The 19,383-nt window shown below is 62.3% G+C and carries 20 protein-coding genes; 7 read left to right on the forward strand and 13 right to left on the reverse strand.

The genetic code is table 11. From position 1 onward, the window contains the following. The first annotated feature begins 7 nt into the window (after window positions 1-7). The 5 genes from C5J26_RS04385 (at window position 8) to msrA (ending at window position 4,174) form a co-directional block, all read left to right on the forward strand. Window positions 8-940 (forward strand): carbohydrate ABC transporter permease, encoded by a 933-nt coding sequence (locus C5J26_RS04385; protein ID WP_105400647.1) that lies wholly within the window; start codon window positions 8-10, stop codon window positions 938-940. Further along, window positions 930-1,772, forward strand: a complete 843-nt coding sequence (locus C5J26_RS04390) for a carbohydrate ABC transporter permease (protein WP_105400648.1) — start codon at window positions 930-932, stop codon at window positions 1,770-1,772. The genes C5J26_RS04385 and C5J26_RS04390 overlap by 11 nt, the downstream gene beginning before the upstream one ends. 49 nt (window positions 1,773-1,821) lie before the next feature. Then, a complete protein-coding gene (locus C5J26_RS04395; RefSeq protein WP_105400649.1) occupies window positions 1,822-2,874 on the forward strand; it encodes an ABC transporter ATP-binding protein in 1,053 nt (350 codons plus the stop codon). A gap of 8 nt (window positions 2,875-2,882) precedes the next feature. Then, window positions 2,883-3,575, forward strand: a complete 693-nt coding sequence (locus C5J26_RS04400; protein ID WP_105400650.1) for a hypothetical protein — start codon at window positions 2,883-2,885, stop codon at window positions 3,573-3,575. 74 nt (window positions 3,576-3,649) lie between these two features. Then, on the forward strand, window positions 3,650-4,174 hold the full coding sequence (gene msrA, locus C5J26_RS04405) for a peptide-methionine (S)-S-oxide reductase MsrA (RefSeq protein WP_046633284.1): 525 nt from the start codon (window positions 3,650-3,652) through the stop codon (window positions 4,172-4,174). Window positions 4,175-4,233: 59 nt separating this feature from the next. Here msrA and C5J26_RS04410 read toward each other — a convergent pair whose 3' ends face one another. The 8 genes from C5J26_RS04410 to C5J26_RS04445 all read right to left on the reverse strand — a co-directional run bounded on the left by C5J26_RS04410 (window position 4,234) and on the right by C5J26_RS04445 (window position 12,418). Beyond that, window positions 4,234-5,667: an aldehyde dehydrogenase family protein gene (locus C5J26_RS04410; protein ID WP_105400651.1), complete on the reverse strand. Its 1,434-nt coding sequence runs from the start codon at window positions 5,665-5,667 to the stop codon at window positions 4,234-4,236. A 69-nt stretch (window positions 5,668-5,736) separates the two neighbouring features. After that, complete coding sequence (locus tag C5J26_RS04415; RefSeq protein ID WP_105400652.1) at window positions 5,737-7,017, reverse strand: TRAP transporter large permease; 1,281 nt, start codon at window positions 7,015-7,017, stop codon at window positions 5,737-5,739. Then, a complete protein-coding gene (locus C5J26_RS04420) occupies window positions 7,017-7,538 on the reverse strand; it encodes a TRAP transporter small permease (RefSeq protein ID WP_105400653.1) in 522 nt (173 codons plus the stop codon). Before C5J26_RS04420 ends, C5J26_RS04415 begins: the two co-directional genes overlap by 1 nt. An 84-nt stretch (window positions 7,539-7,622) precedes the next feature. After that, window positions 7,623-8,594 carry a TRAP transporter substrate-binding protein gene (locus C5J26_RS04425; protein WP_105400654.1) on the reverse strand — a complete coding sequence of 324 codons (972 nt, stop codon included), beginning with the start codon at window positions 8,592-8,594 and terminating at the stop codon, window positions 7,623-7,625. 82 nt (window positions 8,595-8,676) lie between these two features. Continuing rightward, window positions 8,677-9,543 carry an amidohydrolase family protein gene (locus C5J26_RS04430; protein WP_105400655.1) on the reverse strand — a complete coding sequence of 289 codons (867 nt, stop codon included), beginning with the start codon at window positions 9,541-9,543 and terminating at the stop codon, window positions 8,677-8,679. After that, a complete protein-coding gene (locus C5J26_RS04435) occupies window positions 9,543-10,679 on the reverse strand; it encodes a mandelate racemase/muconate lactonizing enzyme family protein (RefSeq protein ID WP_105400656.1) in 1,137 nt (378 codons plus the stop codon). Before C5J26_RS04435 ends, C5J26_RS04430 begins: the two co-directional genes overlap by 1 nt. A 3-nt stretch (window positions 10,680-10,682) precedes the next feature. Next, window positions 10,683-11,588 carry a 5-dehydro-4-deoxyglucarate dehydratase gene (gene kdgD, locus C5J26_RS04440; protein ID WP_105400952.1) on the reverse strand — a complete coding sequence of 302 codons (906 nt, stop codon included), beginning with the start codon at window positions 11,586-11,588 and terminating at the stop codon, window positions 10,683-10,685. 77 nt (window positions 11,589-11,665) lie between these two features. Beyond that, a complete protein-coding gene (locus C5J26_RS04445; protein ID WP_105400657.1) occupies window positions 11,666-12,418 on the reverse strand; it encodes a FadR/GntR family transcriptional regulator in 753 nt (250 codons plus the stop codon). A 204-nt stretch (window positions 12,419-12,622) separates the two neighbouring features. Between C5J26_RS04445 and C5J26_RS04450 the strand changes: the two genes are divergently transcribed. Both C5J26_RS04450 and C5J26_RS04455 read left to right on the forward strand, forming a co-directional pair. Further along, on the forward strand, window positions 12,623-13,417 hold the full coding sequence (locus C5J26_RS04450; protein ID WP_105400658.1) for an NAD(P)-dependent oxidoreductase: 795 nt from the start codon (window positions 12,623-12,625) through the stop codon (window positions 13,415-13,417). A 99-nt stretch (window positions 13,418-13,516) separates the two neighbouring features. Continuing rightward, the gene (locus tag C5J26_RS04455) at window positions 13,517-14,488 is read left to right on the forward strand and encodes a S1C family serine protease (RefSeq protein WP_105400659.1); all 972 of its coding nucleotides are present in this window, start codon (window positions 13,517-13,519) and stop codon (window positions 14,486-14,488) included. Window positions 14,489-14,525: 37 nt separating this feature from the next. On the opposite strand, the gene C5J26_RS04460 is transcribed toward C5J26_RS04455, so the two are convergent. From C5J26_RS04460 to C5J26_RS04480, 5 genes are all read right to left on the reverse strand, one after another. Beyond that, window positions 14,526-15,278 (reverse strand): tyrosine-protein phosphatase, encoded by a 753-nt coding sequence (locus C5J26_RS04460; protein ID WP_105400660.1) that lies wholly within the window; start codon window positions 15,276-15,278, stop codon window positions 14,526-14,528. A gap of 1 nt (window position 15,279) precedes the next feature. After that, window positions 15,280-16,143, reverse strand: coding sequence for a carbohydrate ABC transporter permease (locus C5J26_RS04465; protein ID WP_105400661.1), 864 nt, complete (start codon window positions 16,141-16,143; stop codon window positions 15,280-15,282). Next, window positions 16,133-17,083, reverse strand: coding sequence for a carbohydrate ABC transporter permease (locus C5J26_RS04470; RefSeq protein WP_105400662.1), 951 nt, complete (start codon window positions 17,081-17,083; stop codon window positions 16,133-16,135). The genes C5J26_RS04465 and C5J26_RS04470 overlap by 11 nt, the downstream gene beginning before the upstream one ends. 82 nt (window positions 17,084-17,165) lie before the next feature. After that, complete coding sequence (locus C5J26_RS04475) at window positions 17,166-18,473, reverse strand: ABC transporter substrate-binding protein (RefSeq protein ID WP_105400663.1); 1,308 nt, start codon at window positions 18,471-18,473, stop codon at window positions 17,166-17,168. Window positions 18,474-18,494: 21 nt separating this feature from the next. Beyond that, entirely contained in the window at window positions 18,495-19,337 is an 843-nt protein-coding gene (locus C5J26_RS04480; RefSeq protein WP_105400664.1) for a metallophosphoesterase, read from the reverse strand. Window positions 19,338-19,383 lie beyond the last annotated feature (46 nt).

Here is a 19,383-nt window from a genome sequence, read left to right on the forward strand (position 1 = left end):
CGTGTCGATGGCTGTCGTGCAGCAAACCGCCCGTCCGGAAGGCCGGTCCTCATCGTCGTTCTGGACGGTCGCGCGGCGCGACAGCCTCGCCGGGTTTCTCTTCATCGCCCCGCAACTGATCGGGATCACGCTGTTCGTGCTGATCCCGCTCTGCCTCGTCTTCTGGTATTCGCTGCACGAGTGGAACGTGCTCGCCAATACCTTCACCTATACCGGCCTCGCGAACTACCAGATGCTTCTCGAAGACACGAGCCTGCCTTCGGTGCTCGGGGCGACGACGATCTTTTCCGCCGGGCTGGTGATCTTCAACCTGAGCCTGGCACTGCTGCTTGCGGTGCTGCTCAACCAGAAGCTCGCCGGCATCACCATCTTCCGCACGCTGTTCTTCTCGCCGGTCGTGGTGTCGCTGGTCGCCTGGACGATCGTTTGGGGTTTCCTGTTGCAGAAGAACGGCGGCATCAACGGCGTGCTGCTCGTCTTCGGCATCGATGGGCCGAACTGGCTGCGCGAACCGGTAACGGCGATGATCTCGGTCATCGTGGTGCAGGTGTTCAAGAATGTCGGCCTCAACATGATCCTGTTCCTCGCAGCCCTCCAGGGCGTGCCGAACGAACTCTACGAGGCGGCCCGCATCGACGGCGCCCCGCGCTTCAAGCAGTTCCGCCGCATCACCCTGCCGCTGATCAGCCCGACCATTCTGCTGACTTCGATCATCACCATCGTCGGTTCGCTGCAGGTGTTCGCGCAGATCGCGGTGCTGACGCAAGGCGGCCCGGGTCTCACGACAACGGTGCTCGTCTATTATCTCTACCAGCAGGCCTTCCAGTTCCATTTCTTCGGCTACGGCTCGACGCTGTCGATCATGCTGTTTGTGATCGTCGCCGTGCTGACCTTCGCCCAATGGCAGATGCGCAAGAGGATCGTTTTTTATGAAAGCTGAGCTCTCCCCGCGCAGACAAGTGTTTCTCTACGGCCTGCTCTGCATTCTCCTGATCCCCTTCGTCTTTCCGACCTGGTGGATGGTGACGTCGTCGGTGAAGCCGATCAGCGACATTTTTGCCTTTCCGCCGCAACTCCTGCCGGAAAGCTACGACTGGACGACCTATTCGAAGGTCTTCGAATTGCAGCCCTTCGTAAAGCAGTACTGGAATTCCGCCTATATCGCCGCACTGGTGACGATCGGCACGATGGTCGTGTCCTCCATGGCGGGCTATGCCTTCGCGCGCATCAAGTTTCCGTTCGCCAATGCGATCTTCATGGTCGTGCTGCTCGGGCTCCTGATCCCATCGGAAGTGACGATCGTGCCGCTTTTCCAGATGTTCCTGAAGGCGGGCATGGTCAACACCCACTGGCCCTTGATCCTGGTGCCGATCTTCGGCGCACCGAGCGTGTTCGCGACATTCGTGATGCGGCAGTTCTTTATTGCGCTGCCTGTCGAACTCGAAGAGGCGGCGCGGGTCGATGGCCTCGGGCGTTTCAAGATCTTTCGCAAGATCGCCTTGCCGCTTGCACGGCCGGCGCTCGCGTCTGTGGCGATCTTCACCTTCCTGCATTCCTGGAACCTCTATCTGGAGCCGATCGTGTTCCTGTCGAGTGCCGACAAATTCACGCTGCCGCAGGCGCTGACTCAATACACGGACGCCTATGGCGGCCCGATGTGGAACATCCAGCTTGCAGCCGCGACCCTGACGGCGCTGCCCGTTCTCATCGTCTTCATCATCGCGCAGAAGCAATTCGTCGAAGGGCTCGCGCATACCGGCCTCAAGGGTTGAAAAACTCACCTTTTGAAACACTGGGGCTGAAGAAACGGAAATCTGATTGATGGCTGAAGTTACCCTTTCCAATGTCCGCAAGAGCTATGGCGCCGTCGATATCATCCACGGCATCGACCTCGGCATCACCGACGGCGAGTTCGTGGTGCTGGTCGGCCCGTCCGGCTGCGGCAAATCCACCCTGCTCAGAATGGTCGCGGGGCTGGAGACAATTACCGGCGGCGAGGTGAATATCGGCGGGCGGGTGGTCAACGACCTCGATCCGAAGGACCGCGACATCGCCATGGTCTTCCAGAATTACGCGCTCTATCCGCATATGACGGTCGCGACCAATATGGGATTCTCGCTGGAACACCGCGGCGGCAGCAAGGCGGAGATCGCCGAACGGGTCAAATGGGCAGCCGACATTCTTGGTCTTGCGCCGTTGCTCGATCGCTACCCGCGCCAGCTTTCCGGCGGCCAGCGCCAGCGCGTTGCGATGGGCCGGGCGATCGTCCGCGACCCCAAGGTCTTCCTGTTCGATGAGCCGCTTTCCAATCTTGACGCGAAACTGCGCGTCGTCATGCGCGGCGAGATCAAAAGCCTGCATCAGAGGCTGAAGACGACCACCATTTACGTCACTCACGACCAGGTCGAGGCGATGACCATGGCGGACAAGATCGTCGTGCTGAACGGCGGGCGGGTCGAGCAGATCGGCGCGCCGCTCGACCTCTACGACCGGCCGGCCAACCAGTTCGTGGCAGGCTTCATCGGCTCACCGTCGATGAATTTCCTCACCGGCACGATTACGCCGGAAGGCTTCTCCGCGCCCGGTATTTTGCTGCCACTGCCCGAGGCAGCGCACGGGCACAAGGACCGAAAGACGGTCTACGGCATTCGTCCCGAACATTTCGCCCTGGACGACAGCGGCGTGCCTGCGGAAATCGTGCTGGTCGAGCCGATGGGTTCCGAGACGCAGGTGACGATGAAACTGGGCGAAACGCTGGTGACCGGCGTGTTTCGCGAACGGGTATCGTTGTCGCCGGGAGCGACGATCCGGGTGCGGCCGGAACTCGGTAATATCCATCTCTTCGCCGCCGATGGCGGCCAGCGTCTGAATTGAGGCCTGCGATGCCGAATTATCTCGAAACCAGGCTCACCAAGGCGCTGCGCGGCGGCGAATTTCCGGTCATCGTCTCGCTTGCCCGGCACGACCTCGATCTTGCCAAGGCGGCGATCGGGGTGGGGGCATTTGCGATCAAGGTGCATCTCAACGCCTATCACCGCGCGACCGGCACGACATTCGGCAGTTTTGCCGAGGAGCGGCCGTTTTTCGAGACGCTTGCGCCGCTCGGGGCGCCGCTGCTGGTGATGGCCGGCCAGGAGACGGTGCCGACGCCGGACGAACTCGATGCCTTGGCCAAACTGGGTTTTGAAGGTTTCAACGTTTATTTCGACCATCTTCAGCCGCATTTGCTGCAGTCGAAGCTCCGCCCGATCCCGGCGCTCGGCGAAGGGAGCACTGACGAGGATTTGAAGACCATCGTCGCCATTCCCGGCGCCATGATGGAGGCGTCCGTCGCGTCGTTTGCCGATTACGGCAAGCCGCTCAACGAGACCGATCTTGATCGCTACAGGGAAATCACGTCGAAGGCCGGCATTCCGGTCATCGCTCCGAGCCAGAAGCGTTTCGTGGCCGGCGATATGGCAAGGCTGAAGGCGGCGGGCATTGCGGCGCCGCTGCTCGGCGTCATCGTTACCGGTACGACGCCGAAGAGCCTGGAAGAGGCGGTCCGTCCGATCGTCGAGGCGGCAGTCGGCTGAGTGGTGGCGATGGATTGAATTTCTTCCGCCGGATCGCCATTTTAGGTGCAAATCCAAAACCGAAGGAGGAAAGCATGACGACGTCTACCGAACGGGCCGTATTGGCCGGTGGTTGTTTCTGGGGCATGCAGGACCTGATCCGGCGTCTGCCCGGCGTGGTTTCGACCCGCGTCGGCTATAGCGGCGGCGACGTGCCGAACGCGACCTACCGCAATCATGGCACCCATGCCGAAGCGATCGAAATCATTTTCGATCCGGCCAAGACCAGTTATCGCGATATTCTTGAATTCTTCTTCCAGATCCATGATCCGTCGACGAAGAACCGCCAGGGCAACGATATCGGCATGAGCTATCGTTCGGCGATCTATTACGAGAACGACGAACAGAAGCGCGTCGCCGAAGATACGATCGCCGATGTCAACGCATCGGGCCTATGGCCGGGCAAGGTGGTGACGGAAGTGGAGCCGGTCGGCGATTTCTGGCAGGCCGAACCGGAGCATCAGGATTACCTGGAGCGCTATCCGAATGGCTATACATGCCATTTCCCGCGTCCGAACTGGAAGCTGCCGAAGCGCGCCAGTGTTGCTGCCGCCGAATAAGCTATCTCGATTGCTGAATTGAAGGCGCTGCCATTTCGAAATGGCAGCGCCTTTTTTGTTTAGGCGAGCGTGTAGGCGGTCTTCACCACGGTGAAGAACTCCGCGGCATACTTGCCCTGTTCGCGCGGGCCGAACGACGAGGCCTTGCGGCCGCCGAACGGCACGTGGAAATCGACGCCCGCCGTCGGCAGGTTGACCATCACCATGCCGGCCTCGGAATTACGTTTGAAATGCGTCGCATGCTTGAGGCTGGTGGTGGCGATGCCCGCCGACAGGCCGAACGGCGTGTCGTTGGCGGTTGCCAGCGCCTCCTCGTAGTTCTTCACCCGGATGACGGAAGCGACCGGTCCGAAGATTTCCTCGCGCGAAATCCGCATCTGGTTGGTCGCTTCGGTGAACAGCGTCGGCTGCAGATAGAAGCCGGGCGTGTCACGCTTCACGAGTTCACCGCCGAAGGCGAGCTTGGCGCCCTCGTTCTTGCCGATCTCGATGTAGTCGGTGTCCTGCTTCAGCTGCTTGTCGTCGACGACCGGGCCCATATGGCTGCCGGCCTTCATGGCGTTGTCGACGTTGAGCGTCTTCAGCTTCTCGGTGAGTGCTGCGACGAACTTGTCGTGGATGCCTTCCGTCACGATCAGGCGCGAGGAGGCGGTGCAACGCTGGCCGGTCGAGAAGAAGCCCGAATTGGCGGCGGCTTCGACGGCCACGTTGAGGTCCGCGTCGTCGAGGATGACCATCGGGTTCTTGCCACCCATTTCGAGCTGGAACTTGCGGTTATGCTCGATCGAGGCGAGCGCGACGCGCTTGCCGGTGCCGGTGGAGCCGGTAAACGTGATGCCGGCGAGGTCCGGGCTGTCGAGCATGGCTTGGCCGACGACCGAGCCGCGGCCCATGACGAGGTTCAGGACACCTTTCGGCAGGCCGGCGCGGTGGAGGATGTCGACGATCGCCCAGCCGCAGCCAGGCACGAGATCGGCAGGCTTGAAGACGACGGTGTTGCCGTAGCAGAGCGCCGGCGCGATCTTCCATGCGGGAATGGCGATCGGGAAATTCCACGGCGTGATGATGCCGATGACGCCGAGCGGTTCGCGGGTGATCTCGACGCCGATATTCGGACGGGCAGACGGCACCAGTTCGCCGGTCAGGCGCAGCGCTTCGCCGGCGAAGAAATCAAAAATCTGGGCGGCGCGGATGACTTCGCCGGTCGCTTCGGGAAGGATCTTGCCTTCCTCGCGGGCGAGAAGGGCGCCGAGTTCGTCCTTGCGGGCGAGGATTTCGTCGGAGGTCTTTCTGAGGATCGCGTGGCGTTCGAGGATGCCGGAACGCGACCAGGCGGGGAATGCCGCCTTTGCCGCGGCGATCGCCTGTTTGGCGTCTTCGGCGCTGCCCTGGGCATACATGCCCACGACATCATTCGTGTCGGACGGGTTGATGTTCTTGGAAGCGTCCGAGCCGACCCATTCGCCGGCGATCAGGTTCTGGTAGATGGTCATGGACCTCTCCTTTCATGTGAAAGGCCCCGCCATGGGGGCGGGACCGTCAGATAGAGCTTGTTCAGTCGCTTACCTGAAAACGCTTGGCAGCCAGAGCGACAGGGCAGGGATGTAAGTCACGAGCAGCAATACTGCGATGCTGGCTCCGAAGAAAGGCCAGATTGTACGCATCGCTTCACGTATCGTGATGCCGCCGACCGCGCAACTGACGAAGAGCACGGTTCCGACCGGCGGCGTGTTGAGGCCGATGCCGGCATTGAGGATCATGATGACGCCGAAATGGACCGGATCGATGCCGAAGGCCTTGACGACGGGAAGCAGGATCGGTGTCGAGATGATGACCATCGGCGCCATGTCCATGAACGTGCCAAGGACCAGCAGGATGACGTTGATCATCAGAAGCACGATGATCGGGTTGTCCGAAACCGCGCTGATCGCCGCGATGATCAGCGTCTGGACCTGCAGGAATGCCATCAGCCAGCCGAACGCGGCCGCGGTGCCGATGACCAGCAACACCATGGCGGTGGTGCGCACGGCGCCCATGACGGCCTCGACGAAACCTTCCCAGTTCAGCTCTCGATAGACGAGCATCGCAACGAGGAAGGCGTAGATGACGGCAATGCAGGAGCTTTCCGTTGCCGTGAACACGCCGGAGCGGACGCCGCCGAAGATGATGGCGATCAGAAGGATGCCCGGCAGCGAAGCCAGCAGGTAATAACCGACACGGGCGAAGCCCGGGAAGGGGTCGGCCGGATAACCGCGCTTGACGGCAACCCACCAGGCCGTGATCATCAGCGCCCCGGCCAGCAACAGGCCGGGAACGATGCCGGCGGTGAAGAGGTCGGCGACGGAGACGTTGCCGCCCGCTGCGATCGAATAGAGGATCATGTTGTGCGAGGGCGGGATCATCAGCGCGATGATGGCGGCGTTGGCCGTCACGTTGACTGCATAGTCCCTGTCATAACCGCGCGCAGCCATCTGCGGGATCATCAATCCGCCGACGGCCGATGCGTCCGCCACGGCCGAGCCCGAGATGCCGCCGAACAGCGTCGATGCGACGACGTTGACCTGGCCGAGACCACCGCGCATGTGGCCGACAAGGCCTGCGGCGAAGCGGATCAGCCTCTGTGCGATGCCGCCGCGCACCATCAGGTCGCCGGCGAAGATGAAGAACGGGATCGCCATCATGGCGAAGACGTTCATGCCGGAATTCAGCTGCTGGAAGACGACGATCGGCGGCAGGCCCATGTAGAGGACCGTCGCGAAGGAGGCGATGCCGAGGCAGAAGGCGATCGGCATGCCGACCAGCATGAGGAATGTGAACGAACCGAAAAGAATGGCGTAGGCCATTACGCAGCCTCCTGCACGAGTACGTCGGCAGCAACTTCCTCGCCGATGGCGACGTCAACGAAGCGCTCCAGAGCGAAAAGGGAGATCATGGCGCCGCCGACGATCATCGGGAAGAAGTCGGTGCCGCCCGGCCAGCCGAGAACGGGAATGGTGGCCGACCAGGTACCCATGGCTAGCAGCGTCGAATAATAGGCCATGCCGATGCCGAAGAGCACGATCAGGCCCAGGCTCAGGAGATCCATTGCCTTCTGGATTGCCGGCGGCATGACGTAGCGAACGATATCGAGCCCGAGATGCACGCTCTCACGCACGCCGACGGCGGCTCCGAGCATGATGAACCAGGACATCAGATAGAGCGACAGCGGCTCGGACCAGCTCGGCGAGTCGTTGAGGACATAACGGCCGAACACCTGCCAGCCGACGATGAGGGTCATGGCGATCATGCCGATGCCGGAGATATAAAGTGATATGCGGCTAAGCCCGCCCAGGTAGGGCTTTATGGCCAGCATGAAGTTTCTCATGATCCTGTCCTCTTCGCGGCAGCAAGGCTGCCGGATATGCAAGAAAAAACCGGCCCTCTTGGCGAGGGCCGGTCTCTGGTCGGCTTACTTGACGGCCTGAATCTGTTCCAGCAGGGCCTTCTGCTTCGGATCGGTGACGAACTTGTCGTAGACCGGCTTCATGACGGCCGAGAACTCATCCTTGTTGACCTTGATGACGTTGGATCCACCGGCACGAACCTTGGCTTCCGAGGACTTTTCGCGGGCGGTCCAGAGTTCGCGCATCTTGACGACCGAGTCCTTGGCGGCCTGGCGGAAGATCTTCTGGTCTTCCGGAGTCAGCTTGTCCCAGGAGATCTTCGACATGACCAGGATTTCCGGGTTCAGGGAATGTTCGGTCAGCGTGTAGTTCTTGGCGATCTCGTAGTGACGGGCCGATTCATAGGAAGGCCAGTTGTTTTCCGCGCCGTCGACCACGCCGGTTTCGAGCGAGGAATAGACTTCGCCCATCGGCATCGGCGTCGGGTTGGCGCCGAAGGCCTGCATCATGGCGATCCAGAGGTCCGACTGCTGGACGCGGATCTTCATGCCCTTCAGGTCGGCGAGCTTGGTGATCGGCTTCTTGGTCGTGTAGAAGGAGCGCGCGCCGGAATCGTAATAGGCAAGGCCGACCAGGCCATGCGGTTCGAAGGCCTTCAGGATTTCGTCGCCGATCGGGCCGTCGACGACCTTGTGCATGTGCTCGGTCGAGCGGAACAGGAAGGGCAGGCCGAGAACGGTGGTCTGCGGCACGAGGTTGTTGAACGGCGCAGCATTGACGCGGTTCATATCGATGACGCCGAAACGGGTCTGCTCGATCGTGTCCTTTTCACCGCCAAGGACCGAGTTGTTCATCACCTGGATCTTGATGCGGCCGTTGGTGCGCTGGGAGACCAGTTCGCCCATGTATTTGACGGCATCAACGGTCGGATAACCGTCCGGATGGATGTCGGCGGAACGCAGGGTAACCTGTGCATTGGCGGCCGTCGCGCCGAGCGCGAGGCCGAAGGCAAGGCCGAGCAGTTTCGTGAGTTTCATGTTGTCCTCCTCTGTGTGAGCGCCGGAGCCTCCACGCCCCGGTCGTTGAATTTATCAGTCTTCCTCAGGCCTCCCGTGCCGTTTATCGGGCGGGCAGGCCGTAAAGTTCTTCGGGGTTTTTCACGAGTGCGAGCTCGCGTGCCGCATCGTCCCGCAACCAGCCGAGCACGGTATCGGTCAGCGCCGCATCATCCGGATAATCGGCCTGTTCGCGGGCGAGGTTATGCGGCCAGTTGGTGCCCCAGACGATGCGTTCCGGTGCATATCTGGCGATTTCCCGGGCGACCGCGGCGACATCGGCATAGTCCGGACCGCCGGCCTTCGAGGATTCGTAGACGCCGGCGAACTTGAACCAGCACTTGCCGCCGTCGATGAGGCGCTTGACGGCATCGACCTGCGGGCTATCGGGCGTGACGCCGGCGAAGAACTTGCCGTGGTGATCGAACACCCAGCGGGACTTAAGGTTCTTCAGGCGCTCTTCGTGGTCGAGAATGTTGCTGCCGTCGAACTGGACGGCGACCATCCAGTTGCGGGACGCAGCCTTGGCGTCGACGGCTTCGAGTTCCGACAGGTTCACCGCGCCGCCCGGCAGGTCCATGATGCGGGCGCCGACATTGCCGGCTGCTACGAGGCTGTCCAGTTCGGCTTCCGACGTGGTGCTGTCGATCACGCAGACGCCGCGGGCAACCGAACCGAATTCCGCAAGGCAGGCGTTGAGATTCGAATTATCACGCTGCTGGGCATTGCCCTGGGTGACGATGACCCGATCGATGCCGATCCAGCGCATGAACTGGAGATACTGGGCCGGGGTCGGCAAATCTCCGGCCGGAAGGCCGGGGCCGCCGGGCAAAGAGGGAAAGCCCGGCAGATATGCATGCATCTGGGTGTCGACCGCCCCCTTGGGCAGCCTGGTCTTGGGCGGAGTGCCGGAAAGGGTGCGGACGAGCATCAGATGTCTCCCATGCGGAATTCTTTGAGCGCATCGCGGTTGATCTCGATGCCGAGGCCTGGGCCGTTCGGGATCTGCACCACGCCGCGCTCGTGTTCGATCGGGGTTTTGATCACCGCCTGACGGAACGGATTGTGGGTACGGTCGAATTCGAGGATCGGTTCGATCGGATTGACCCGAACCGGGCTCGGGATCATCGCCGCCATGAACTGCAGGGCGGCCGCGATGTGCACGCCGGTGCCCCAGACATGCGGCACGACGCGGATGCCGTGAAGGGCTGCCATGTCGGCAACGCGCTTGGCTTCGGTAAAGCCGCCGACGCCGGCAAGGTCGGGCTGCAGGATATCGACGGCGCGGGTTTCCACCGGCTCGCGCATGCCCCAGCGGCTGTGCCAGGTCTCGCCGCCGGCGACCGGGATCGGCTGGCGGGCGCGGACTTCGCGATAGGCAGCGAGCTGTTCCGGTACGACCGGTTCTTCGAACCAGTCGATGTTGAGTTCAGCAGCCGCCTGGCCGAACTTGATCGCCTCGATGGCGTCGTAACCATGGTTGGCGTCGACCATCAGCCGCATGTCGGGGCCGACGGCGTCGCGCACCGCGCGGATGACCCGCAGATCTTCCTCGACGCCGAAGCCGATCTTGATCTTGCTGGCGTGAAAACCCTGTTGCCAATAACCGGCGACGTCGGTCGCATTGTCTTCCACGCGATCGACGCCGTCGCGCTTGAAGCTGCCGGTCGCATAGGCCTTGACGCTCTCGCGGAAGCGTCCGCCGAGCAGGATCGAGACCGGAACGCCGAAATGCTTGCCCTTGATATCCCAAAGCGCGATGTCGATGCCGGACAGTGCCGTGACGGCGAGGCCGCGCTGGCCCTGGTCGCGCAGCGCGTTATAGAGCCGCGCCCAGATCTTTTCGGTTTCGAGCGGATTTTCGCCGATCAGCCAATTTGCATAGGCCGCGACCACGGCGGCATTCGGCCGGGCCGGGCCGAGGCATTCGCCCCAGCCGATCGTGCCGTCGTCGCACTCGATCTCGACGAGCACATGGGCGCGGCGATCGAAGCGCATCGAGGCGCTTTCGAAGGCAACGTCGAGCCTGTGTTCGAGGAGATGGGTGCGGACGGACGCGATCTTCATGGATTAGCGCTTCCAGGGGCCGATGAGCTTCAGGAGCATCTCTTCTTCTTCCGCCGTCAGGTCGTCGAGCGGCGGGCGCACCTTGCCGGCGTCGAAACCCTGCAGGCGCACACCGGCCTTGATGGCCGAGACGGCATAACCCTTGCGGCGATTGCGGATGGCCATGAAGGGATAGAAGAAGTCCTTGAGGATTTCCTCGCAGCGGGCACGGTTGCCTGCGCGCAGCGACTTGTAGAAGTCGACCGCAAGACCCGGCACGAAGTTGAAGACCGCCGACGAATAAGTGGTGAAGCCGGCGCCGAGATAGGCTTCGGCGAAAAGTTCGGCGGTCGGCATGCCGCCGAGATACATCAGCCGGTCGCCCATGGTGGCGGTGATCTGTCGGACAAGCCCGATATCGCCGCTGCCGTCCTTGAAGCCGATCAGGTTCGGGCACTCGTCGCAGAGGCGCTTCAGCGTGTCGACCGACAGGATCGAGTTGTCGCGGTTATAGACCATGACACCGATGCCGACCGACTGGCAGATGCGCTTCACATGCTGGTAAAGGCCTTCCTGCGGCGCATCGATCATGTAATGCGGCAGCAGCAGGATGCCATCGGCGCCGGCCTTTTCGACCGCGCGGGCCATTTCCACGCCGACATGGGTGCCGAAACCGCAGCCGGAGACGATCGCCGTCTTGCCGGCGGCCTCCTTGGCGGCGGAAACGATTGTGGGGACTTCATTGGGAGACAGCGAGAAGAATTCGCCCGTGCCGCCGGCGGCAAACAGCACCGGTGCATCATAGCCCGACAGCCATTCCACATGGCGGCGATAGCTTTCCGGCTGAAACTCCCCTTCCGCGTCGAAATGGGTGACCGGAAAGGACAGCAGGCCGGCACCAAGTGCAACCTTGATTTCTTCAGGCGTCATCATTCAGAAAATTCCTTTGTAAGCGTCTCCTCCAGACAAAAATTGTCGTACAGGTCGCCTCGACTTGTGTCAACAAGTCATCTTACAGATTCGCGCAGCTCCCGGAGGAGGGTGCGATAGCGCAGCTGCGCGCCCCGCAGATGCCGGCGCATCGCGTCGCGGGCGCGTTCCTCGTCGCCGTCGGAAATCGCCACGACGATGGCGTTGTGCTCCTCGTCGAGCAGCTTGATATAGGCAGCCTGGTCAGCCTCCGAATCGTCCGGGCGCAGGGCCGCGCGCGGGATCAGGCTGCGGCCGATCATGGTCAGGAATTCGCGGAAACGCGGATTGTTGGTGGCTTCGGCAATGGCAAGATGCAGCGCGAAATCCGCCTCGCTGGTTGGTTTTGCGGCCTCGAGACAGGCGCGGACCGCATAATGGCGATCGAGAATGACCTCTTCCTGTGCGGGGGAGCGGCGAAGGGCGGCAAGCCCCGCAGCCTCGACTTCCACCGCGGTTCTAAGCTCCAGGAGTTCGATCATCGAGGATACGCGGGCAAGATCGATATTCGAGAGGGAGAGCATGACCGGCTGCACGTTGCGCGACGGCTCCAGCACGAAGACGCCGGCGCCCTGACGCGCTTCCACCAACCGGTCGGCGCGCAGCGATGCGATCGCCTCACGCACGACGGTGCGGCTGACGCCGTGCGCCTCGGTCAGCTGCGCTTCGCTCGGCAGGCGGGAGCCCGGCGGAAACTGGCCTGCCGCAATCGCCTGGCGCAGCGTTTCTCCGAGGCGGGAAACAAGCGTCCTCGATCCCTTGCCGGTATCGAGTCTGGTTTCAACGCTCATTCGTTCCTCCCTGCGCAGCGGCGCATCACAATATCGTGTCAACCCATATGTCAAGTCGAGCGCCGCTCCGAACCGCTCCAACTTATTGACCAGGTTTCGTCAACATGTATGATAAGTGTCGACGCTTGTCACGAATAAGTTGGCCGACAGACCGGCCATCACTGGATTGCCGCGGCCAATGCGCCGCTTTCGGAGGATGATTTCTTGAAAAGACTTTTGATCACCGGTGCCGGCGGCGGCCTCGGACGCGCCATGCGCTCGCGTCTCGCCGGTTTTGCCGAAACGCTTCGCCTCTCCGATATCGTCGATCTCGGCCCCGCCGGCCCCAATGAGGAAACGGTCGTCTGCGACCTCGGAGATGCCGACGCGGTCATGAAGCTGGTCGAAGGCTGCGACGGTATCCTGCATCTCGGCGGGGTTTCGGTCGAGGACAAGTTTTCGAAGATACTCAACGCCAACCTGCTCGGCCTCTACAATCTCTATGAAGCCGCCCGTGCACATGGCCAGCCGCGCATCCTGTTCGCCAGTTCCAACCATGTCGTCGGTTTCTACCGCCAGGACGAGCACATCGACATCAAGGCTCCGATGAAGCCGGATGGTCTCTACGGCGTTTCGAAATGCTTCGGCGAGGCTCTGGCGCGCATGTATTTCGAGAAATTCGGCCAGGAGACGGCGCTCGTCAGGATCGGCAGCTGCTTCGAAAAGCCGATCAACCACCGCATGCTGTCCGGCTGGATGTCTTATGACGATTTCGTGTCGCTGATCGGCTGCGTCTTCCGTGCGCCGATGCTCGGCTGCCCGATCATCTGGGGCATTTCCGACAATGACAGCAAGTGGTGGGACAATTCCCACGCGTCCTACCTCGGCTGGAAGCCCAAGGACAATGCCGAACGCTTCCGCGCCGAGCTTGATGCCAAGGGGCGTCCGGAGCCGACATCCCCGGCCGCTGTCTATCAGGGCGGCATGTTCACCCAAGACCCGATCTTCGCGGAGGACTGAGCCCGCACGGCGGGTTTTTGTTTCCGCCTTTTAGGCCCACCACATCAGCTTCTTCTACAACCTTCCCTCTTCCGGGAAGGTGTTTCCGGAGTTCTTGTGATGGGATTTATCGATATCAATCCTCCCGTCCCCGAAGATAGCGTGCTTCTCGACGCCTATTCGGAGACGGTTGCCGGCGCGGTCGACCGCGTCGGTCCCGCCGTCAGCCGCATCGAGCGGCTCGGCGGCGTTGCTGGCCAAGGCGGCCACGGATCGGGCTTTGCGATTTCGCCAGACGGCCTGATCATCACCAACCATCACGTCGTTTCCGACGCCAAGACCGTTCGTATCCGCAGCGCCAACGGAGCGGTCGGGCAGGGAGCTGTTCTCGGCCGCGACGCCGATACCGATATTGCGCTGGTGCGCGCCGACATGGACGTGCAGGCCTGGGCGCGGCTCGGCGATTCCCAGAAACTGCGGCGTGGCCATATCGCCATTGCGATCGGCAACCCTCTCGGTTTCGACTGGTCGGTGACATCAGGCGTCGTTTCGGCTTTGGGTCGCTCGATGCGGTCGTCGACAGGGCGGTTGATCGACGACGTCGTGCAGACCGATGCGGCTCTTAACCCGGGCAATTCCGGCGGGCCGCTGGTATCGGCCTCGGGCGAGGTGGTCGGCGTCAATACGGCGGTCATCCGCGGCGCACAGGGCATCGCCTTTGCGGTTGCCTCCAACGCGGCCAATTTCGTCGTCTCGGAGATCCTGCGCTTCGGCCATGTGCGGCGTGCCTTCATCGGTATCGTCGTCGATACGACCGCTCTACCGCGCCGCGTCGCGGTGAAGGCCGGCATGTTGCAGGAGACGACGGTGCGCATTCGCCGCATCGATCCCGGCAGCCCGGCCGACCAGGCGGGGTTGAAGGAGGGCGATTTCATCCTGGCCATCGACGGCCAGCCCGTCGGTGGCGCCGATGATCTGATCCGTCTGCTGGACGGGACGCGGATCGGCAAGGAGACGCCGATCTCCGTCTACGACCTCGACTCGCGGATCGTCGACCGCGTGCTGGTCCCAGCCGCACGGCCGCAGAGCTGAGCATGCTGTTGCTCTTCAGGTGCTCGTCCTCGAGGTCCTAGGCCAGCCGGTTGCGAAGTCTTTCCCGTGCGGTTTCATCGAGGCCGAGCGAAGATAGATAGGCCCCAATACCGTCGTGGCGATAACGGATATGGTCCAGCGCCTGCCGCATGCTGCGCGGCTCCGAGGCAAGAACGATATCGACCAGCTCGGGCGAGGTGCCGCGGCCGAGGGCGCGGTCCCTGAGGCGCGCGATCAGCGGCCCGGAGATGGTCGCCGTCAGAGCATAGTCTTCAACGATGGTCGCCTCATCGACGCCGGCATTGGCAAGCAGCAGCGCCGAGATCACGCCGGTGCGGTCCTTGCCGGCGCTGCAATGGAAGAGCACCGCTCCGTCCGGCGCGTCAGCAATGGTCTTCAGGACTTCGGCAATCGCCGGCTGGCAGTCGTCGATCGCCTGGCTATAACGGTCGCCCATGTCGTAGCTCAACACGGCATTCGCCATCATCTCGACCGGCGCCAGCGCCGAAAACAGCGGCGTGTTGTGGTAGCGCACTTCGGCATGACCCACAAATGGGTTGGCTTCGACGGCGATCTCGTGGGCGTTGCGCAGGTCGATGACGGTGGTCAGTCCGTTGTCCAGCAAGGTTTCGATATCGGCCTCGCTCAGGCGATGCAATGCGTCGCCGCGCAGGATCGAGCGCCAGCGGGTCAGGCCACCGTTGGCGGTTCCGTAACCGCCGAGGTCGCGGACATTGTGGGCGCCTTCCAGCGCGATCAGGCGTTCATGCGCGTTTTCTGGGGCTAACATCTCAGCGGATTCCGGATTTCATGAAGGATTCGATGACGTGGCGCTGCAGGACCAGATAGATGATCAGGATCGGCAGGCTGGCGAGTGCGGCAGCCGCCATCAGCGGCCCCCAGAGATTGCCCTCCTGGGTCATGAACATCTGCAGGCCGATCTGGACGACCGAGTTCTCCGGCTTTCTCGACAGAAGCAGCGGCCAGAAATACTCGTTCCAGGCGGAAATGAAGGCGATGATCGACAGGGAGGCGATCGGAGCGCCCATGTTCGGCACGACGATCTGCCAGAGAATCTTCCAGCTTCTGGCTCCGTCGATGCGCGCCGCTTCGAGGATCTCGGTCGGGAAGGAGCGCATCGCGTTATAGAGGAGCAGGATCGCGAAGGCATGCGCCGCATTCGGCACGATGAGACCGGTCAGCGTGTCCAGGAGGCCGAGCCGCGAGGCGAGCACGTAGTTGGGGATCATCGTGACCTGGAATGGCACCAGCCAGGAGAGCGCGATAAGGCCGTGGATGACGCCGGAGAGGCGCATGCGCCAGCGCACTAGCGCATAGGCCGCGAACAGGCCGGTCACGACCTGCAGCAGGGCGGTCGCCGCGGATACGATCGTGGTGTTGACCAGCATGCCGATCATCGGAATGCGGGTCAGCACGAAGACATAGTTTTCGAGCGACGGGTTGGACGGCCAGAGCGAGGTGGAAAAGGTCTCGTTTTCCGGCCGGAGCGAGGTGACGATCATCCAGTAGATCGGAAAGATCGACAGGAAAGACAGGAGGATCATCACCGCATGCACCGCAAGCCGGCGGGCGCCACCGGACTTGGCACCCTTAGACGCGCGTGAGGCGAGATCGGGTGAAACGTCAGTTGTCATAGATCGCAAACCTCTTGGTCAGCCACATGCATCCCGCCGCGATGACCGCAAAACCGGCAAAGGCGATCATGCCGGCCGCCGAACTCCAGCCGGCAGACATGGTCTGGAAACCGTATTCCCAGAGCAGGTAGAAGATGTTGGTGGTCGATTTCAGCGGGCCGCCATTGGTCAGCACGTTGATATAGGCAAAGCTCCACTGCGCCCCGAACAGGATCGTCATCATCGATAGAAGCAGGATGGTCGGCGAAAGCAACGGCAGTCTTATATCGCGGATGATCCCCCAGCGGCTGGCGCCGTCGATGCGCGCCGCCTCGATATAGGAGGGATTGATGCCGGCATTGGCGGCGGAAAATAAGAGAGTGGAAAAGCCGATCAGCTTCCAGCCGGTGATCCAGGTGAGCGTGGCGAGCGCGTATTTCGGGTCGGTCAGGAAGCCGATGCGGCCGAGACCGATCGTCTCCAGGCCGAGCGTGATCAGCCCCTGATCCTCGTTGAGCAGCCAGCGCCAGAGGATGGCGGCAACCACGGGCGCCACGATCATCGGTACGAAGATCAGCGCGCGGTAGATCGTCCGGGCGCGGCCTTCGAGATCCTGGGTCCAGATCGCCACGAAAAGGGGAATGATCACCGACATCGGGAAGAGGCCGAGAATGTAGAAAAGCGTGTTCCAGAGCGCGGCGCGCATCTCCGGCAGGGCGAACAGGCGCTGGTAGTTGGTGAGGCCGACATAGCGCTGCGGCGCGGTCGGCAGCATGTTCCATTGGTAAAAGGAGAGTTGGAACGCCTCGACCAGCGGCACATAGGTCCACATCATCAGGAGGCAGAGCGCCGGTGCGAGATAGAGCCAGGGCTGCACGGTGAACGTACCACGCTGGCGGGCAGCCGTGGACGCTCGGGCAAGGATGGGCGGTCTTGCGAGATCGGCCTGGATATCGGTCATGGAATTTTCCCCCGAAAGAACCCCGAGAGGGCAACGACGCCGGACGGGAAAGCGAGACCCGCCCGGCATCTCCTCGTAACGGTTACGGCATCAGGTCCTGGCCCTGATCCTGGGCGGCTTTCAGGGTTGCGATCGGATCGCCCTTGCCGAAGACGGCTTCGCGCACCGAGTCCATCATCATCTTCTCGACCTGGCGGTAGTTCGGGCCGGGGAAGGCGACGTTGGCGGTGAGGCGGTTCAGCTGTTCCAGGTTGGCGCGGAACATCGGGTTTTCCTTGACCCAGGGGCCGAGGTAGTTCGGGTCGTCGACGATATCGAGGCGCAGCGGCAGGTAGCCGATCTTGCTGGTGATGATCGTGTAGGCTTCCTTGCTCGTCAGGTACTTCAGGAGCTCGTAGGCCGCACGCTGCTTGGCCGGATCCTTGCTGAAGACGAACAGGGCGCTGCCGGAATTGGTCGGAGCGGTCGGCTTTTCGCCGAAGGACGGCATCGGGGCGATACGCAGGTCGAATTTGCCCTGGGCGGCCTTCTTGTAGGAGCCAAGCACCGCAGTCGTATAGACGAACATGCCGAGATTGCCCGCTGCAAAAGTGTCGGAACCGCTGGCCGGATCGATCCTGGCATGAGCCCCGCTATCGACGATGTCGCGCAGCATCTTGACGGCCTCGGCGGCATTCTTGTCCGCGTAAGTGAGCTTGTTGCCGTCGCGCACCTTGCCGCCGTTCGACATGACGATCGCCTGGTAGACGAAGGTGCCGTCGCTCGGGCCGTAGGCGCCCGGGAAGAAGCCGTTCTTGCCGGTCTTTTCCTTGATCGCCTTGCCGGCGATGTTGACGTCGGCCCAGGTCTTCGGCGGGTTGTTCGGGTCCAGACCTGCCTGCTTGAAGAGGTCGCCGTTGTAATAGAGGACTGGCGTCGAGAAGGTGTAGGCGAGACCGTAGGTCTTGCCGTCGACCTTGCCGAGTTCGAGACCCTTGGGGATCATGCCGGCGAGATGCTCTTTCAGTTCCGCCGGCTTCACCATGTCCTCGAGCGCATTGCCGCCGAGGTCGCTGGCGACGAAGATCAGGTCGCGGAAGGTCAGCTGGGCGACGTCCGGCTGCTTGCCGGCGACGATATCGGCCTGGACGCGGTTGATGATCTCGTTCGACGGAACGGCGATCGTCTCGACCTTCACGTTCGGGAATTTCTTCTCGAAACCAGCGATCAACTCTTTGGTGGCCTCGGAGCCTATGCCTGCGGAGGCTAGGTTGTAGTTGTAGAAGCTGATCGTGACCGGCTTATCGACCGTGGCGGGCATTTCGGCGAAGGCGCCGACCGGGAGGCCAAGAGGAAACATCGAGGCGGCGGTGAGTGTTGCCATCAGCTTGAGCGTGGTTCTGCGCAGCATTTGCGTGTCTCCGGGTGAGGGTTATTCAGCAGCGACGGGCATTGCCCGGGCCATCAGAAGTTCCAGCGGATAGGTATTGAGTTCGGCGCGGTCGGACGGCAGCGGAACGAAGGCCATGGTGAGGCCGGACGGGCGGATGGTGCCGATGCCGAAGGAGGCGCCCCTCACCATGCGCAGGATGTCGGTGCGCAGGATATCGGTCGCGGCGTGCTGGCCGGTGCCGACGACGACCGGGATGCCATGCCAGACCGAGACGCGGTCGTGATGGATATGGCCGCTGAGGATGCCGATGATGTTGCGGCCCTTCAGCAGTTCGCGGAAACGTTCCGACTGCGGGAAGTGGATCGTCCGCCAATGGGCGGCATCCGCTTCCTCGCCGAGCGCCGGTGGATGGTGGACGACGATCAGCTTCGGCAGGTCCGGATGGCTGTCGAGCGTCGAGGCGAGCCAGTCGAACTGTTCCGGATCGATGGTGCCGCCTATCAGGCCGGGGGTCGTCGAGTCGATGGTGATGATGTGGATGCCGTCGATGATCGTGTCGTGGTCGTAGGGTGCATCCGGATCATGCGCCTCGATGCCCATGCCCTCGTAGAAGCCGGGGCGGGTGTCGTGATTGCCGAGCGCATAGATGACCGGCACGTCGATCCTGGCGTCGATAATGTCCTTCAGCCGACGAAAACTTTCCGCATCGCCGCGATTGGTGAGATCGCCGCTGGCGATGACGAATTGCGGTTTCGGCGTCACGGTCGCGACGAGATCGAGCACCTGATGCAGCGTCTCGGTCGTGTCGCTGTGCAGATGGCTGTCATCGGCGGTGCCGATGTGCAGGTCGGTCAGATGGATGAATGTCGTTTCGCGTCGCACCGGATGCCTCCATGGAAGACGGTTTCGTCAGGAGGACCGTTAGAAG

It is taken from the genome of Neorhizobium sp. T7_12 (assembly GCF_002968535.1).
GTDB classification, from domain to species: Bacteria; Pseudomonadota; Alphaproteobacteria; order Rhizobiales; family Rhizobiaceae; genus Neorhizobium; species Neorhizobium tomejilense.

Excerpts from the sequence above, each read along its gene's own strand:
- msrA (WP_046633284.1), top strand. The coding sequence starts at position 3,650 with ATGACGACGTCTACCGAACGGGCCGTATTGGCCGGTGGTTGTTTCTGG.
- kdgD (WP_105400952.1), bottom strand. The coding sequence starts at position 11,588 with ATGACGCCTGAAGAAATCAAGGTTGCACTTGGTGCCGGCCTGCTGTCC.
- C5J26_RS04390 (WP_105400648.1), top strand. The coding sequence starts at position 930 with ATGAAAGCTGAGCTCTCCCCGCGCAGACAAGTGTTTCTCTACGGCCTG.
- C5J26_RS04470 (WP_105400662.1), bottom strand. The coding sequence starts at position 17,083 with ATGACCGATATCCAGGCCGATCTCGCAAGACCGCCCATCCTTGCCCGA.
- C5J26_RS04420 (WP_105400653.1), bottom strand. The coding sequence starts at position 7,538 with ATGAGAAACTTCATGCTGGCCATAAAGCCCTACCTGGGCGGGCTTAGC.
- C5J26_RS04455 (WP_105400659.1), top strand. The coding sequence starts at position 13,517 with ATGGGATTTATCGATATCAATCCTCCCGTCCCCGAAGATAGCGTGCTT.
- C5J26_RS04430 (WP_105400655.1), bottom strand. The coding sequence starts at position 9,543 with ATGCTCGTCCGCACCCTTTCCGGCACTCCGCCCAAGACCAGGCTGCCC.
- C5J26_RS04415 (WP_105400652.1), bottom strand. The coding sequence starts at position 7,017 with ATGGCCTACGCCATTCTTTTCGGTTCGTTCACATTCCTCATGCTGGTC.
- C5J26_RS04460 (WP_105400660.1), bottom strand. The coding sequence starts at position 15,278 with ATGTTAGCCCCAGAAAACGCGCATGAACGCCTGATCGCGCTGGAAGGC.
- C5J26_RS04475 (WP_105400663.1), bottom strand. The coding sequence starts at position 18,473 with ATGCTGCGCAGAACCACGCTCAAGCTGATGGCAACACTCACCGCCGCC.
- C5J26_RS04465 (WP_105400661.1), bottom strand. The coding sequence starts at position 16,143 with ATGACAACTGACGTTTCACCCGATCTCGCCTCACGCGCGTCTAAGGGT.
- C5J26_RS04385 (WP_105400647.1), top strand. The coding sequence starts at position 8 with ATGGCTGTCGTGCAGCAAACCGCCCGTCCGGAAGGCCGGTCCTCATCG.
- C5J26_RS04410 (WP_105400651.1), bottom strand. The coding sequence starts at position 5,667 with ATGACCATCTACCAGAACCTGATCGCCGGCGAATGGGTCGGCTCGGAC.
- C5J26_RS04435 (WP_105400656.1), bottom strand. The coding sequence starts at position 10,679 with ATGAAGATCGCGTCCGTCCGCACCCATCTCCTCGAACACAGGCTCGAC.
- C5J26_RS04395 (WP_105400649.1), top strand. The coding sequence starts at position 1,822 with ATGGCTGAAGTTACCCTTTCCAATGTCCGCAAGAGCTATGGCGCCGTC.
- C5J26_RS04425 (WP_105400654.1), bottom strand. The coding sequence starts at position 8,594 with ATGAAACTCACGAAACTGCTCGGCCTTGCCTTCGGCCTCGCGCTCGGC.
- C5J26_RS04445 (WP_105400657.1), bottom strand. The coding sequence starts at position 12,418 with ATGAGCGTTGAAACCAGACTCGATACCGGCAAGGGATCGAGGACGCTT.
- C5J26_RS04400 (WP_105400650.1), top strand. The coding sequence starts at position 2,883 with ATGCCGAATTATCTCGAAACCAGGCTCACCAAGGCGCTGCGCGGCGGC.